The organism is Stenotrophomonas sp. 05L414_2 (assembly GCF_056397905.1).
In genome coordinates this window covers 1-11,394 of the sequence record NZ_JBFTOJ010000138.1, presented here as the reverse complement: position 1 = coordinate 11,394, position 11,394 = coordinate 1, and the positions used below count along the sequence as shown (strand labels likewise).

The 11,394-nt window shown below is 62.3% G+C and carries 19 protein-coding genes and 3 tRNA genes; all 22 read right to left on the bottom strand.

Annotation, left to right across the window (positions count from 1 at the left end):
- The coding region (gene rpsH / locus AC1DJN_RS16845; protein WP_478039535.1) for a 30S ribosomal protein S8 at positions 1–349 on the bottom strand (349 nt) is incomplete at its 3' end.
- Between the two features lie 234 nt (positions 350–583).
- Positions 584–889: a 30S ribosomal protein S14 gene (gene rpsN / locus AC1DJN_RS16840; RefSeq protein WP_032977438.1), complete on the bottom strand. Its 306-nt coding sequence runs from the start codon at positions 887–889 to the stop codon at positions 584–586.
- Positions 890–907: 18 nt separating this feature from the next.
- A complete protein-coding gene (rplE, locus tag AC1DJN_RS16835; protein WP_025879309.1) occupies positions 908–1,450 on the bottom strand; it encodes a 50S ribosomal protein L5 in 543 nt (180 codons plus the stop codon).
- 11 nt (positions 1,451–1,461) lie between these two features.
- Positions 1,462–1,779 carry a 50S ribosomal protein L24 gene (gene rplX / locus AC1DJN_RS16830; protein ID WP_025879308.1) on the bottom strand — a complete coding sequence of 106 codons (318 nt, stop codon included), beginning with the start codon at positions 1,777–1,779 and terminating at the stop codon, positions 1,462–1,464.
- A 16-nt stretch (positions 1,780–1,795) separates the two neighbouring features.
- Entirely contained in the window at positions 1,796–2,164 is a 369-nt protein-coding gene (gene rplN, locus AC1DJN_RS16825) for a 50S ribosomal protein L14 (protein WP_025879307.1), read from the bottom strand.
- A 12-nt stretch (positions 2,165–2,176) separates the two neighbouring features.
- Entirely contained in the window at positions 2,177–2,446 is a 270-nt protein-coding gene (gene rpsQ / locus AC1DJN_RS16820; protein ID WP_004145355.1) for a 30S ribosomal protein S17, read from the bottom strand.
- 11 nt (positions 2,447–2,457) lie between these two features.
- On the bottom strand, positions 2,458–2,643 hold the full coding sequence (gene rpmC / locus AC1DJN_RS16815) for a 50S ribosomal protein L29 (RefSeq protein WP_025879306.1): 186 nt from the start codon (positions 2,641–2,643) through the stop codon (positions 2,458–2,460).
- Positions 2,643–3,056 (bottom strand): 50S ribosomal protein L16, encoded by a 414-nt coding sequence (rplP, locus tag AC1DJN_RS16810; protein WP_025879305.1) that lies wholly within the window; start codon positions 3,054–3,056, stop codon positions 2,643–2,645. Before rplP ends, rpmC begins: the two co-directional genes overlap by 1 nt.
- A gap of 5 nt (positions 3,057–3,061) precedes the next feature.
- Positions 3,062–3,796, bottom strand: coding sequence for a 30S ribosomal protein S3 (rpsC, locus tag AC1DJN_RS16805; protein WP_004145350.1), 735 nt, complete (start codon positions 3,794–3,796; stop codon positions 3,062–3,064).
- Positions 3,797–3,814: 18 nt separating this feature from the next.
- Positions 3,815–4,150, bottom strand: coding sequence for a 50S ribosomal protein L22 (gene rplV / locus AC1DJN_RS16800; protein WP_004145348.1), 336 nt, complete (start codon positions 4,148–4,150; stop codon positions 3,815–3,817).
- A gap of 12 nt (positions 4,151–4,162) precedes the next feature.
- A complete protein-coding gene (rpsS, locus tag AC1DJN_RS16795) occupies positions 4,163–4,432 on the bottom strand; it encodes a 30S ribosomal protein S19 (protein WP_004145340.1) in 270 nt (89 codons plus the stop codon).
- 6 nt (positions 4,433–4,438) lie between these two features.
- Positions 4,439–5,266: a 50S ribosomal protein L2 gene (gene rplB / locus AC1DJN_RS16790; protein WP_025879304.1), complete on the bottom strand. Its 828-nt coding sequence runs from the start codon at positions 5,264–5,266 to the stop codon at positions 4,439–4,441.
- A 10-nt stretch (positions 5,267–5,276) separates the two neighbouring features.
- Positions 5,277–5,576: a 50S ribosomal protein L23 gene (gene rplW, locus AC1DJN_RS16785; RefSeq protein ID WP_025879303.1), complete on the bottom strand. Its 300-nt coding sequence runs from the start codon at positions 5,574–5,576 to the stop codon at positions 5,277–5,279.
- Positions 5,573–6,178, bottom strand: coding sequence for a 50S ribosomal protein L4 (gene rplD / locus AC1DJN_RS16780; RefSeq protein ID WP_025879302.1), 606 nt, complete (start codon positions 6,176–6,178; stop codon positions 5,573–5,575). Before rplD ends, rplW begins: the two co-directional genes overlap by 4 nt.
- 12 nt (positions 6,179–6,190) lie before the next feature.
- Positions 6,191–6,841 (bottom strand): 50S ribosomal protein L3, encoded by a 651-nt coding sequence (gene rplC, locus AC1DJN_RS16775; protein WP_025879301.1) that lies wholly within the window; start codon positions 6,839–6,841, stop codon positions 6,191–6,193.
- Between the two features lie 11 nt (positions 6,842–6,852).
- A complete protein-coding gene (gene rpsJ / locus AC1DJN_RS16770; protein WP_010341589.1) occupies positions 6,853–7,164 on the bottom strand; it encodes a 30S ribosomal protein S10 in 312 nt (103 codons plus the stop codon).
- A 333-nt stretch (positions 7,165–7,497) separates the two neighbouring features.
- On the bottom strand, positions 7,498–8,688 hold the full coding sequence (gene tuf, locus AC1DJN_RS16765) for an elongation factor Tu (RefSeq protein WP_032977440.1): 1,191 nt from the start codon (positions 8,686–8,688) through the stop codon (positions 7,498–7,500).
- Positions 8,689–8,727: 39 nt separating this feature from the next.
- Positions 8,728–8,803 (bottom strand) — tRNA-Thr (locus tag AC1DJN_RS16760).
- 48 nt (positions 8,804–8,851) lie between these two features.
- A tRNA-Gly gene (locus tag AC1DJN_RS16755) sits at positions 8,852–8,925 on the bottom strand.
- A gap of 26 nt (positions 8,926–8,951) precedes the next feature.
- Positions 8,952–9,037 (bottom strand) — tRNA-Tyr (locus AC1DJN_RS16750).
- Positions 9,038–9,179: 142 nt separating this feature from the next.
- Positions 9,180–10,190 carry an isoaspartyl peptidase/L-asparaginase family protein gene (locus AC1DJN_RS16745; protein ID WP_478013641.1) on the bottom strand — a complete coding sequence of 337 codons (1,011 nt, stop codon included), beginning with the start codon at positions 10,188–10,190 and terminating at the stop codon, positions 9,180–9,182.
- Positions 10,191–10,301: 111 nt separating this feature from the next.
- Entirely contained in the window at positions 10,302–11,321 is a 1,020-nt protein-coding gene (locus AC1DJN_RS16740) for a cyanophycinase (RefSeq protein WP_442252029.1), read from the bottom strand.
- Between the last annotated feature and the right edge of the window lie 73 nt (positions 11,322–11,394).

Here is an 11,394-nt window from a genome sequence, read left to right as displayed (position 1 = left end):
GCGCATCAGTCATGATGCCCTTGGAAGTGGAAATGATGGAAATGCCCAGGCCGTTCATGACCTTCGGCAGTTCGCTCTTGCCGCGGTACTGGCGCAGGCCCGAACGCGAGAAGCGCTTCAGGGTCGCGATGACCGGCTTGCCTTCGAAATACTTCAGCACGATTTCCAGCTCGGACTTGTTGTTCTCGAGCGCGGTCACGCGCAGGTCGGCGATGTAACCCTCGTCCTTCAGGACCTGGGCGATCGCAACCTTGATCTTGGACGACGGGGCTTTCACCGTCTGCTTGCCAACCGCTGCCGCATTCTTGATGCGGACCAGCAGGTCGGCGATGGGATCAGTCATGCTCATATGAGTACCTTTGAGTGCACCGATATCCGCTTTCGCGAAAATCTGTTGTCTCCTGGAAACGGGCCAGGCCCCCTACCCCTACGCGTTGCGCAGAGCAAGACGCGGGAGTATACGCCAAAAGAGCCCGACTTGCGTCGGGCTCTTCGGTTTTTTGCAGAGGGAAAGCTGAACGCCTCCCCTCCCCGGCTGCGAAGCCCCCCCGTGGGGAGCCCTCGCTGGCAGGACCGGCTGGGGTTACCAGCTGGCCTTGCGCAGGCCCGGAACGTCGCCACGCATGGTGGCTTCACGCAGCTTGTTGCGACCCAGGCCGAACTTGCTGTACACGCCACGCGGGCGGCCAGACAGTTCGCAACGGTTGCGATGGCGGCTCGGCGACGAATCGCGCGGCAGCTTCGACAACTTGGTGGCGGCCTCGATCTTCTCTTCGTAGCTCGCGTCCGGGGAGGACACGATCTTCTTCAGAGCAGCACGCTTGACAGCGAACTTTTCAGCCAGCTTCTTCCGCTTGATGTCGCGGTTGACCATGGAGGTCTTTGCCATTTCGGTTTCCTCGACGAATCAGTTACGGAACGGGAACTTGAACGCTGCCAGCAGCGCCTTCGCTTCCGCGTCGGTCTTCGCAGTGGTGGTGATGGCGATATCCATACCGCGGATCGCGTCGACAGCGTCGAAGTCGATTTCCGGGAAGATGATCTGTTCCTTCACACCCATGTTGAAGTTGCCGCGACCGTCGAAGGAACGACCGGAAACACCACGGAAGTCGCGCACGCGCGGCAGCGAGATGTTGATCAGGCGGTCCAGGAACTCGTACATCTTGTGGCGACGCAGCGTGGTCTTGCAGCCGATCGGCCAACCATCACGGATCTTGAACGATGCCACCGAGATACGCGACTTGGTGACGATCGGCTTCTGGCCCGAGATCTTGGTCATGTCGCCAACGGCGTTTTCCAGGATCTTCTTGTTGGTGGCCGCTTCGCCGACACCCATGTTCAGGGTGACTTTGACCAGCTTCGGCACCTGCATGGAATTGGTGTAACCGAACTGCTTCATCAGCGCCGGCACCACTTCTTCCTTGTAAAACTTTTCGAGACGGGAAGTCATCTTCTCATTCCTCAGGCGTCGAGCGCCTCACCGCTGGAGCGGAACACACGCAGTTTGCGTCCATCCTCCAGCACCTTGAAGCCAACGCGCTCGCCCTTGCCCGAAGCCGGGTTCAGCACATTCACGTTGGAGATATGGATCGACGCTTCACGCTCGACCACGCCGCCGGCAACACCTGCCTGCGGGTTCGGCTTGGTGTGGCGCTTGACGATGTTCACGTTGGCGACGACCAGACGGTCGCCATCGACGCGGACGACTTCGCCCTGCTTACCCTTGTCCTTGCCGGCGTTGACGACAACCTGGTCGCCCTTCTTGATACGGTTAGCCATGATTATCTCCTGTCGCTCACAGCACTTCGGGAGCGAGCGAGACGATCTTCATGAACTTCTCCGAACGAAGTTCACGAGTCACCGGCCCGAAGATACGGGTCCCGATCGGCTCCTGCTTGTTGTTAAGCAGAACGGCGGCGTTGCCGTCGAAGCGGATCAGCGAGCCGTCGGCGCGACGCACACCCTTGCGGGTACGCACCACGACGGCGTCATACACTTCACCCTTCTTGACCTTGCCGCGCGGAATCGCATCCTTCACGGTGACCTTGATGATGTCGCCGATGCCGGCGTAACGGCGCTTGGAACCACCCAGCACCTTGAAGCACATCACTCGCTTGGCACCAGAATTGTCGGCGACGTCAAGGTAGCTCTGCATCTGGATCATGATTCAGACTCCTTATTCAGCCGCACGCGTGATGACTTCCACCACGCGCCAGTTCTTGGTCTTGGACATCGGAGCAATCTCGGTCACGCGGACGACATCGCCTTCCTTGCAGGCGTTGTCGGCATCGTGGGCGTGCAGCTTCGTCGAGCGCTTGATGTACTTSCCGTACAGTGCGTGCTTGACCTGACGCTCGACCAGGACGGTAACCGTCTTGTCCATCTTGTTGCTGACGACACGGCCTTCGACCGTGCGCAGCGCTTTGTTTTCAGTATTGTCGCTCATAGCGGCCATCCTTACTTCGTGCTGCCGAGCAGGGTCTTGACGCGAGCAATTTCGCGACGCACCCGGCGGATGTCGTGTGTCTTCGGCAGCTGGCCGGTGACCTGCTGCATACGGACAGAGAACTGTTCCTTACGCAGGTCGATCAGGTGGGCCTTGAGGTCGTCAGCCGACTTTTCACGGAGAGTTTTGATATCCATCAGCGCACCGTCCGGGTCACGAAAGTGGTGGTGACCGAGAGCTTGGCAGCGGCCAGGCGGAACGCCTCGCGTGCCACTTCCTCGGTAACACCCTCGATTTCATAGATCATGCGGCCGGGCTGGATCTGGGCCACCCAGTATTCCACGTTGCCCTTACCCGAACCCATTCGAACTTCGATGGGCTTCTTGGTGATGGGCTTGTCGGGGAACACTCGGATCCACATCTTGCCGCCGCGCTTCACGTAGCGGCTGATCGAACGGCGAGCCGCTTCGATCTGACGCGCGGTCAGCTGACCGTGGGCGGTTGCCTTCAGGCCGTACTCGCCAAAGCTGACAGCGTTTGCGCTCCAGCTGAGGCCTTCGTTACGGCCCTTGTGCACCTTGCGGTACTTGGTTCGCTTGGGTTGCAACATTGTCGTTACCTCGCTTCACGAGCCGGGCGCTGACGGTCACCGCGGTCGCCGCGATCATGACGATCGTTGCGCGACGGGGTGTCGTCCTGCTTTTCCTGGCCAACCTGGGAGAAATCGAAGACCTCGCCCTTGTAGATCCAGACCTTGATGCCGATGATGCCGTAGGTCGTCTTGGCTTCAGCGAAGCCATAGTCGATGTCGGCACGCAGGGTGTGCAGCGGCACGCGGCCTTCGCGGTACCACTCCGAACGGGCGATTTCTGCACCGTTGAGGCGGCCACCGACGTTGACCTTGATGCCCAGGGCACCCAGGCGCATCGCGTTGCCGACCGAGCGCTTCATTGCGCGGCGGAACATGATGCGACGCTCCAGCTGCTGCGCGATCGATTCGGCAACCAGCTGTGCGTCCAGCTCGGGCTTGCGCACTTCGGTGACGTTGATGTGCGCCGGGACGCCCATCATCTCGCTCACTTCCTTGCGCAGCTTCTCGATGTCCTCACCGCGCTTGCCGATCACCACGCCCGGACGGGCGGTGTGGATCGTCACGCGAGCGGTCTTTGCCGGACGCTCGATCAGGATCTTGCTGATGCCGGCCTGCGCCAGCTTCTTGCGCAGCATTTCGCGCACTTTCAGGTCGGCTGCCAGGTAACCAGCGAACTCGGCCTTGTTGGCGTACCACTTGGAGTTCCAGTCCTTGGAAATGCCGAGGCGGATACCAATCGGATGAACTTTATGACCCATGGTCTTTTCCTTATCCGCTTACTTGGCGGCGCCCACAACCACAGTGATGTGGCTGGTGCGCTTGAGGATGCGGGTACCGCGGCCTTTCGCCCGCGCCATGAAACGCTTCAGGGTCGGACCTTCATCTACCATGATGGTCTGAACCTTCAGCTCGTCGACGTCGGCGCCCTGGTTGTTCTCGGCATTTGCAATAGCCGACTCCACCACCTTCTTGATCAGGTGGGCAGCCTTCTTGTCCGAGAACTTCAGCAGGTTGACGGCACGCTCGGCCGGCAGACCGCGCACCTGGTCAGCGACCAGACGTGCCTTCTGCGGGGAGATGCGCGCGGTGCGCAGGATGGCTTTCGCTTCCATTGTCATCTCTCCTTACTTGCCCGACTTCTTGTCACCACCGTGACCCTTGAAGGTCCGGGTGATGGCAAATTCGCCGAGCTTGTGGCCGACCATGTTCTCGTTGACGAGAACCGGGATGTGGTTCTTGCCGTTATGCACGGCAATGGTGACGCCTACCATGTCAGGCAGGATCATCGAACGACGCGACCAGGTCTTGATCGGACGCTTGCTACCCGCAGCGGCAGCCACCTTAGCAACCAGGTGGTGATCGACAAACGGGCCCTTCTTGAGTGAACGTGCCATGGTCGATTAGCCCCTACGATCGCGGACGATGAACTGCTGAGTGCGCTTGTTATGGCGCGTCTTGTAACCCTTGGTCGGAACACCCCACGGGGTGACCGGATGCGGGTTACCCTGGCCGGCCTTCGCCTCACCACCACCGTGCGGGTGGTCAACCGGGTTCATGGCAGCACCACGAACGGTCGGGCGGACGCCGCGCCAGCGCTTGGCACCGGCCTTGCCCAGCTTTTCCAGGCTGTGCTCGTCGTTGCCGACTTCGCCGATGGTCGCGCAGCACTCAACCGGAACCTTGCGCATCTCACCCGAGCGCAGGCGCAGGGTGGCGTAGATGCCTTCACGAGCAACCAGCTGCACGGCAGCACCTGCAGCGCGAGCGATCTGAGCGCCCTTGCCCGGCTTCAGCTCGATGCAGTGGATGGTGGTACCGACCGGGATGTTGCGCAGCGGCAGGGTGTTGCCCGCCTTGATCGGAGCATCCGAACCAGCGATCACCTGATCGCCAGCCTTCAGACCCTTCGGGGCGATGATGTAGCGACGCTCGCCGTCGACGTAGCACAGCAGGGCGATGTGCGCGGTGCGGTTCGGATCGTATTCGATGCGTTCCACGCGCGCCGGGATGCCCAGCTTGTTGCGCTTGAAGTCAATCAGGCGGTAGTGCTGCTTGTGGCCACCACCGACGTGACGCACGGTGATGCGGCCGTGGTGGTTACGACCACCGGAACGGCTCTGCGACTCGACCAGCGGAGCGTGCGGAGCGCCCTTGTGCAGGTCGGGAGTAACCACGCGCACGGCCGAACGGCGACCGGGAGAAGTGGGCTTGAATTTCATCAATGGCATGGGATGTACCTCAGGCCTTGGCCGTTACATCGATCGACTGGCCGTCGGCCAGGCGAACGTACGCCTTGCGCCAATCGCCGCGGCGGCCAGCGCGGTTACGGAAGGACTTGTTCTTGCCCTTGACGTTGACCACGTTGACTGCTTCGACCTTGACGTCGAACAGCTGCTCAACCGCGGCCTTTACATCGGCCTTGGTGGCTTCGTTCGAAATTTCGAAGACGTACTGATTGGAGAGTTCCTGCAGGCGCGCGGTCTTTTCGGAGACACGCGGGGCGAGCAGCACGCTGAAGATTTTTTCGTTGCTGTTCATGCCAGCCACTCCTCGACCTTCTTGACCGCGTCAGCGGTGATGACGACCGTGTCGGCACCGACCAGCGACACCGGATCCAGGCCCTGGACGTCACGCACTTCCACGTAGGGAATGTTGCGAGCCGACAGGTACAGGTGCTCGGAGGCTTCTTCAGTGACGATCAGCGGGCGCTTGCCCACTTCCAGGCCGGCCAGCTTGGCGATCAGAGCCTTCGTGTTGGTCGCTTCGACATCGAAGGACTCCACGATGGTCAGACGGCCCTGACGGTTCAGCTCGGACAGGATCGCGCACATGGCGGCACGGTACTGCTTACGATTGACCTTCTGCTCGAAGCTGCGCGGCTTTGCCGCGAAGGTGACACCGCCGCCGACGAAGATCGGAGCCGTCAGTGCGCCATGACGCGCGCCGCCGCCCTTCTGCTTCTTCGACTTCTTGGTGGTACCTGCCACTTCGGAGCGAGTCTTCTGCGCCTTGGTGCCGGCGCGACCGGCGTTGCGGTAAGCAACGACAACCTGGTGAACCAGATCTTCGCTGAAATCGCGACCGAACACGGCGTCGGAGACCGAGACCTTGTTATTGCTACCCGTGATAACGAGTTCCATCGTCATCTCTCCTTATGCCTTGCTCGCCGGACGGACGATCACGTCGCCACCCGCCGCGCCCGGAACGGCGCCGCGAACCGCGATCAGACCGCGTTCGACGTCGACCTTGACAACTTCCAGGTTCTGGGTGCTCTGCTGCACGGCGCCCATGTGACCGGACATCTTCTTACCCGGGAACACGCGGCCGGGCGTCTGGCGCTGACCCAGCGAACCCGGCGCGCGATGCGACAGCGAGTTGCCGTGGGTAGCGTCACCCATACGGAAGTTGTAGCGCTTGATGGTGCCCTGGAAGCCCTTACCCTTGGTGACACCCTGGACGTCGACGATCTGGCCGACTTCAAAGATGTCCGCCTTGACTTCGCCACCCACGGCGAAATCGCCGAGCTGGGCGTCTTCAACGCGGAATTCCCACAGGCCACGGCCCGCTTCCACTTTCGCCTTGGCGAAGTGGCCGGCTTCCGGCTTGTTGACCAGGGCAGCGCGACGCGCACCGACGGTCACCTGCACGGCGCTGTAGCCGTCAGTTTCGACGGTCTTGATCTGCGCGATGCGGTTGGGGGTTGCTTCGATCAGGGTCACCGGAATGGAACGGCCATCTTCGGTGAACACGCGGCTCATGCCAGCCTTGCGGCCCACGAAGCCCAACGAATACTTCTTCGTCATGGTCGTAGTCCTCAGGTCAGCTTGATCTGAACGTCGACGCCGGCAGCCAGTTCGAGCTTCATCAGCGCGTCCACGGTCTTGTCATTCGGGTCAACGATATCGAGCACGCGCTTGTGCGTGCGGGTCTCGTACTGGTCACGCGCGTCCTTGTCGACGTGCGGGGAGACGAGGATGGTGTAACGCTCGATCTTGGTCGGCAGCGGGATCGGGCCACGCACTTGCGCGCCGGTCCGCTTCGCCGTCTCAACGATCTCGCTGGCCGAACGGTCGATCAGACGATGATCGAACGCTTTCAGCCGGATCCGGATCTTTTGGTCCGCCATGGCGGTAGGTTCCTTCGATAAAAGAGCGACAGACAAAGCCTCTGGGTTGCTTTGCCCCATGAAATCCCTGAATACAGACGGCCCGCATTCCCGCAGGCCGACAAGGTCAATCCGTAGACCCCAAATGCATAGGCAGACCCGTGAAACCGGCCTGCCCAGACGGAGAAGCATAATGGCACGCAAGGCAGCTGTCAACAGTCTCCTGTTGACGCCGCCTGAATGGCATTGACCCTTCCTGGTCYGGGGAACACAARGCACATCCTGTGCCTACTTTCCCGTTTGATACGCCCCGATGCCCTACCCAGGCAACATCGGGGCGCAGAGTCTAGCAGATTACTCGAGGATGTTGGCAACCACGCCAGCACCGACGGTACGGCCACCTTCRCGGATGGCGAAGCGCAGGCCGGCGTCCATGGCGACCGGRTTGATCAGGGTGACAACCATCTTCACGTTGTCGCCCGGCATCACCATCTCGACRCCTTCCGGCAGCTCGACCGCACCGGTGATGTCGGTGGTACGGAAGTAGAACTGCGGACGGTAGCCCTTGAAGAACGGGGTGTGACGGCCGCCTTCGTCCTTCGACAGYACGTACACTTCGGCGTCGAACTTGGTGTGCGGCTTGATCGAACCCGGCTTGGCCAGAACCTGGCCACGCTCGACGTCGTCACGCTTGGTGCCGCGCAGCAGCAGACCGGCGTTGTCGCCTGCCTGRCCCTGGTCCAGCAGCTTGCGGAACATTTCCACGCCGGTCACGGTGGTCTTCTGCACCGGACGGATGCCGACGATTTCGATTTCTTCGCCGACCTTGATCACGCCGCGCTCGATACGACCGGTCACCACGGTGCCGCGGCCCGAGATCGAGAACACGTCTTCGACCGGCATCAGGAACGCCTTGTCGACGTCACGCTCCGGGGTCGGGATCCAGGTGTCCAGCGCCTCGACCAGCTTGATGACGGCCGGCACGCCGATGTCGCTCTGGTCGCCTTCCAGCGCCAGACGGGCCGAACCCGAGATGATCGGGGTGTCGTCGCCCGGGAAGTCGTACTTGCTCAGCAGCTCGCGGACTTCCATTTCGACCAGTTCCAGCAGCTCGGCATCGTCAACCATGTCGGCCTTGTTCAGGAACACGACGATGTACGGCACGCCGACCTGACGCGACAGCAGGATGTGCTCGCGGGTCTGCGGCATCGGGCCGTCAGCGGCCGAGCACACCAGGATCGCGCCGTCCATCTGGGCAGCACCGGTGATCATGTTCTTGACGTAGTCAGCATGGCCCGGGCAATCGACGTGGGCGTAGTGACGAACGGTGGATTCGTAYTCGACGTGCGCGGTCGAGATCGTGATGCCACGCGCCTTTTCTTCCGGCGCAGCGTCGATCGCGGAGTAATCCTTGAACTCGCCACCAAAGCGCTCGGCACCGATCTTGGTCAGTGCGGCGGTCAGCGTGGTCTTGCCGTGGTCGACGTGACCGATGGTGCCGACATTGACGTGCGGCTTGGTGCGCTCGAACTTACCCTTGGCCATGGCTGCTTATCTCGAATTCGTCTGGTGTGGTGCTGAAGATGGTGCTCACAAAAGGAATCGAACCTTCGACCTCTTCCTTACCAAGGAAGTGCTCTACCGACTGAGCTATGTGAGCGAGTTTTGCATTATGGCATGAACTCGATAATATTCAAAGTTCATTCAATGGAGCGGGAGACGGGAATCGAACCCGCRYCATCAGCTTGGAAGGCTGRGGTTCTACCATTGAACTACTCCCGCACCGGGAATGTGCCACAACGTGAAGCTGGTGGAGGGAGGTGGATTCGAACCACCGAAGGCGTAAGCCAGCAGATTTACAGTCTGCCCCCGTTGGCCGCTTGGGTATCCCTCCTTACCACCCCATTCCGTGCCGCCGAAGCGTTGCGGTGTGTGGTGGTGAGCCCGCAATTCTGGAGATGAAGCGGGGGTCTGTCAACGCTTTTTTTCACTTTTTTTCACGCGCGTCGCAAACCCCTTGATACGCAAGGGTCTGCTCAAGGCAGCGCGATTGTCTCGTCGGCAAAGATGGCCACATGGGCAACGCCATCGGCCCCGATCCAGCCCCGATACATGCCCTGGGTGTTGAACGGCGCTGCCGCTTTCCCATCTGCAGAGAGCACGATCGCCCCGCCGTCGCCGCCCATCTGCGGAATCGCGTCGTTGATCACGCCCTTGCCCGCCTGTTCCGGCGACTGACCGAGGTAGCGCATGCGCGCGCAGATCTCATGGGCTGCCGCGGTACGGATGTAGTACTCGCCCCAACCGGTACCCGACACCGCACAACGCGCATCGGCCCAGGTGCCGGCACCGATGATCGGCGAATCGCCGACACGTCCATAGCGCTTGTTGGTCATGCCGCCAGTGGAGGTGCCTGCAGCAAGATGCCCCTGTGCATCCAGGGCGACCGCACCGACCGTGCCGAAGTGCTTTGCGGTTTCCAGGTCGGCATGCGCCTGCCCGCCCGCCTCTTCCTTCAATGCACGCTGCAGCTGCTGCCAGCGCTTGTCGGTGCGGAAGTAGGAGGGGTCGACCAGGGTCACGCCCTGCTCGGTGGCGAAGGCTTCGGCGCCCTGCCCCACCATCATCACGTGCCTGGACTTCTGCATCACCGCCTGCGCGAGGAGGATCGGGTTGCGCACGCGCTGCACGCCGGCCACTGCTCCGGCCGCCTGGGTGGCACCGTCCATCACCGCCGCGTCCAGTTCATTGCGGCCTTCGTGGGTGAACACCGCGCCCTTGCCCGCGTTGAAGGTCGGATCATCCTCGAGCACGGTGATGGCCGCGGTCACCGCCGCCAGTGCCGGATGCCCGGCTGCAAGTTCGGCATGGCCCTTCAGCAATGCCGCCTTCAGCGCAGCGCGCGCGGCCTGTTCTTCTGCCGCGGAGAGATCCTTGCGCTCCACCCCGGCACCGCCGTGGATGACCAGCAGCGGTGATGCGGTGGGTGCGGCCTGGGCCAGCAGTGGCAGGGACAACAGCGCGGACAGCGCCAGGCGCAGTTTCATGGAAGCAGATCTCCAGCAGGACAAGGATTGGATTGCACGGTAGCGTCGGGCCATGCCTGGTGGAAGGCACAGCGCGGCGGCATCCGCCGGGCATGGCCCGGCGCTACCGGATCATTGGCGGACGACTTCAATCTCGCCATCGCTGATTTCAGCCAAAGCCTGGTAGGCCGCGTCGGCCTGCAGGTCGTCCAGGCGCATGCGACTGCCGCTGGCAACCACGGTGACCGGCACCGCATGGAAGCGCAGCGGTTCGCCTTCCACCAGCCGGTCGGCATCGCGTCCGGGGCTGACCACCCAGACCTTGCCTTCGCCGTCGGCACTGTAGACCTGGGCCTGGCCGTCAGGCTCCACGCACAGGGCCGTGTCTTCGTCGACGCCGATGCCGACCATGTCCGGGTCACCACTGTCATGCGCGGCGCGGGCCACGAACACGATCAGGCGACCGAGACGGTCGCGCTTGTCGAAGTGGGTGTCGGTGACCACCCGCTGCAGGTAGGGCAACTGCAGGAAGCCGCGGTCCAGGGTCACCGCCTCGCCCATCGGGTCGGCCATGGCGCTGGCCGAATCGATGCTGCCGCCGTCCAGCGCGCCATAGGCGTAGCCGCCGAGGATGGCCAGCCCGGCGCTGGTGCCGGCAATCGGCTTGCCGGCGCGCACGTGGGCATTCAGCGCGCGATTGAGCGCGGTGCCTTTCCAGAAGCGGATGTAGCGGGACTGATCGCCGCCGGCGATGAAGATCGCATCGGCCGCAGCCACGACCCGCAGCACGGCCGGGTCATCGGCGCCGCGGCGGTTGTCGAACACCAGGGTCTGCACGGCGGTGGTGCCGCCAATCTCCCGGTACAGACGGTCCTGCAGCTCATCGGTGCCGGAGGCGCGCAGGATCAGCACACGGCCATTGCCGGCCTGGCGCAGCCACCACTGGAAGGCTTCAGGCACCCATTCGCCACCGCCCATCAGCATCATCGCGGGCGCTCGCGGGCCAGGCCGCGGTGCATCCAGATCGCCCACTTCGTAGTAGGCGAAGCCCGGGTCCATCAGTTCCTGTGCCGCCGCTGGCCATGACCAGAAGAGCGCCGACAGCAGCAAGGCGATGAGCGGGCCACGCAGCCCGTAGCGAAGGCGTCGCATTTTGATCTCCCTGAACAAAAACGACCTGCAACCGTTTTCACTCTTTGCCAGACATATCCCCAGTAGTCAAGGA

Coding starts and splice junctions, on each gene's coding strand:
- rplD (WP_025879302.1), bottom strand. CDS start 6,178: ATGGAACTCGTTATCACGGGTAGCAATAACAAGGTCTCGGTCTCCGAC.
- rpsC (WP_004145350.1), bottom strand. CDS start 3,796: ATGGGTCATAAAGTTCATCCGATTGGTATCCGCCTCGGCATTTCCAAG.
- rplV (WP_004145348.1), bottom strand. CDS start 4,150: ATGGAAGCGAAAGCCATCCTGCGCACCGCGCGCATCTCCCCGCAGAAG.
- rpsS (WP_004145340.1), bottom strand. CDS start 4,432: ATGGCACGTTCACTCAAGAAGGGCCCGTTTGTCGATCACCACCTGGTT.
- rplX (WP_025879308.1), bottom strand. CDS start 1,779: ATGGCTAACCGTATCAAGAAGGGCGACCAGGTTGTCGTCAACGCCGGC.
- rplB (WP_025879304.1), bottom strand. CDS start 5,266: ATGCCATTGATGAAATTCAAGCCCACTTCTCCCGGTCGCCGTTCGGCC.
- rplW (WP_025879303.1), bottom strand. CDS start 5,576: ATGAACAGCAACGAAAAAATCTTCAGCGTGCTGCTCGCCCCGCGTGTC.
- rplE (WP_025879309.1), bottom strand. CDS start 1,450: ATGACTTCCCGTCTCGAAAAGTTTTACAAGGAAGAAGTGGTGCCGGCG.
- AC1DJN_RS16740 (WP_442252029.1), bottom strand. CDS start 11,321: ATGCGACGCCTTCGCTACGGGCTGCGTGGCCCGCTCATCGCCTTGCTG.
- rplN (WP_025879307.1), bottom strand. CDS start 2,164: ATGATCCAGATGCAGAGCTACCTTGACGTCGCCGACAATTCTGGTGCC.
- rpsJ (WP_010341589.1), bottom strand. CDS start 7,164: ATGGCGGACCAAAAGATCCGGATCCGGCTGAAAGCGTTCGATCATCGT.
- rpmC (WP_025879306.1), bottom strand. CDS start 2,643: ATGGATATCAAAACTCTCCGTGAAAAGTCGGCTGACGACCTCAAGGCC.
- rplP (WP_025879305.1), bottom strand. CDS start 3,056: ATGTTGCAACCCAAGCGAACCAAGTACCGCAAGGTGCACAAGGGCCGT.
- rpsN (WP_032977438.1), bottom strand. CDS start 889: ATGGCAAAGACCTCCATGGTCAACCGCGACATCAAGCGGAAGAAGCTG.
- AC1DJN_RS16745 (WP_478013641.1), bottom strand. CDS start 10,190: ATGAAACTGCGCCTGGCGCTGTCCGCGCTGTTGTCCCTGCCACTGCTG.
- rplC (WP_025879301.1), bottom strand. CDS start 6,841: ATGACGAAGAAGTATTCGTTGGGCTTCGTGGGCCGCAAGGCTGGCATG.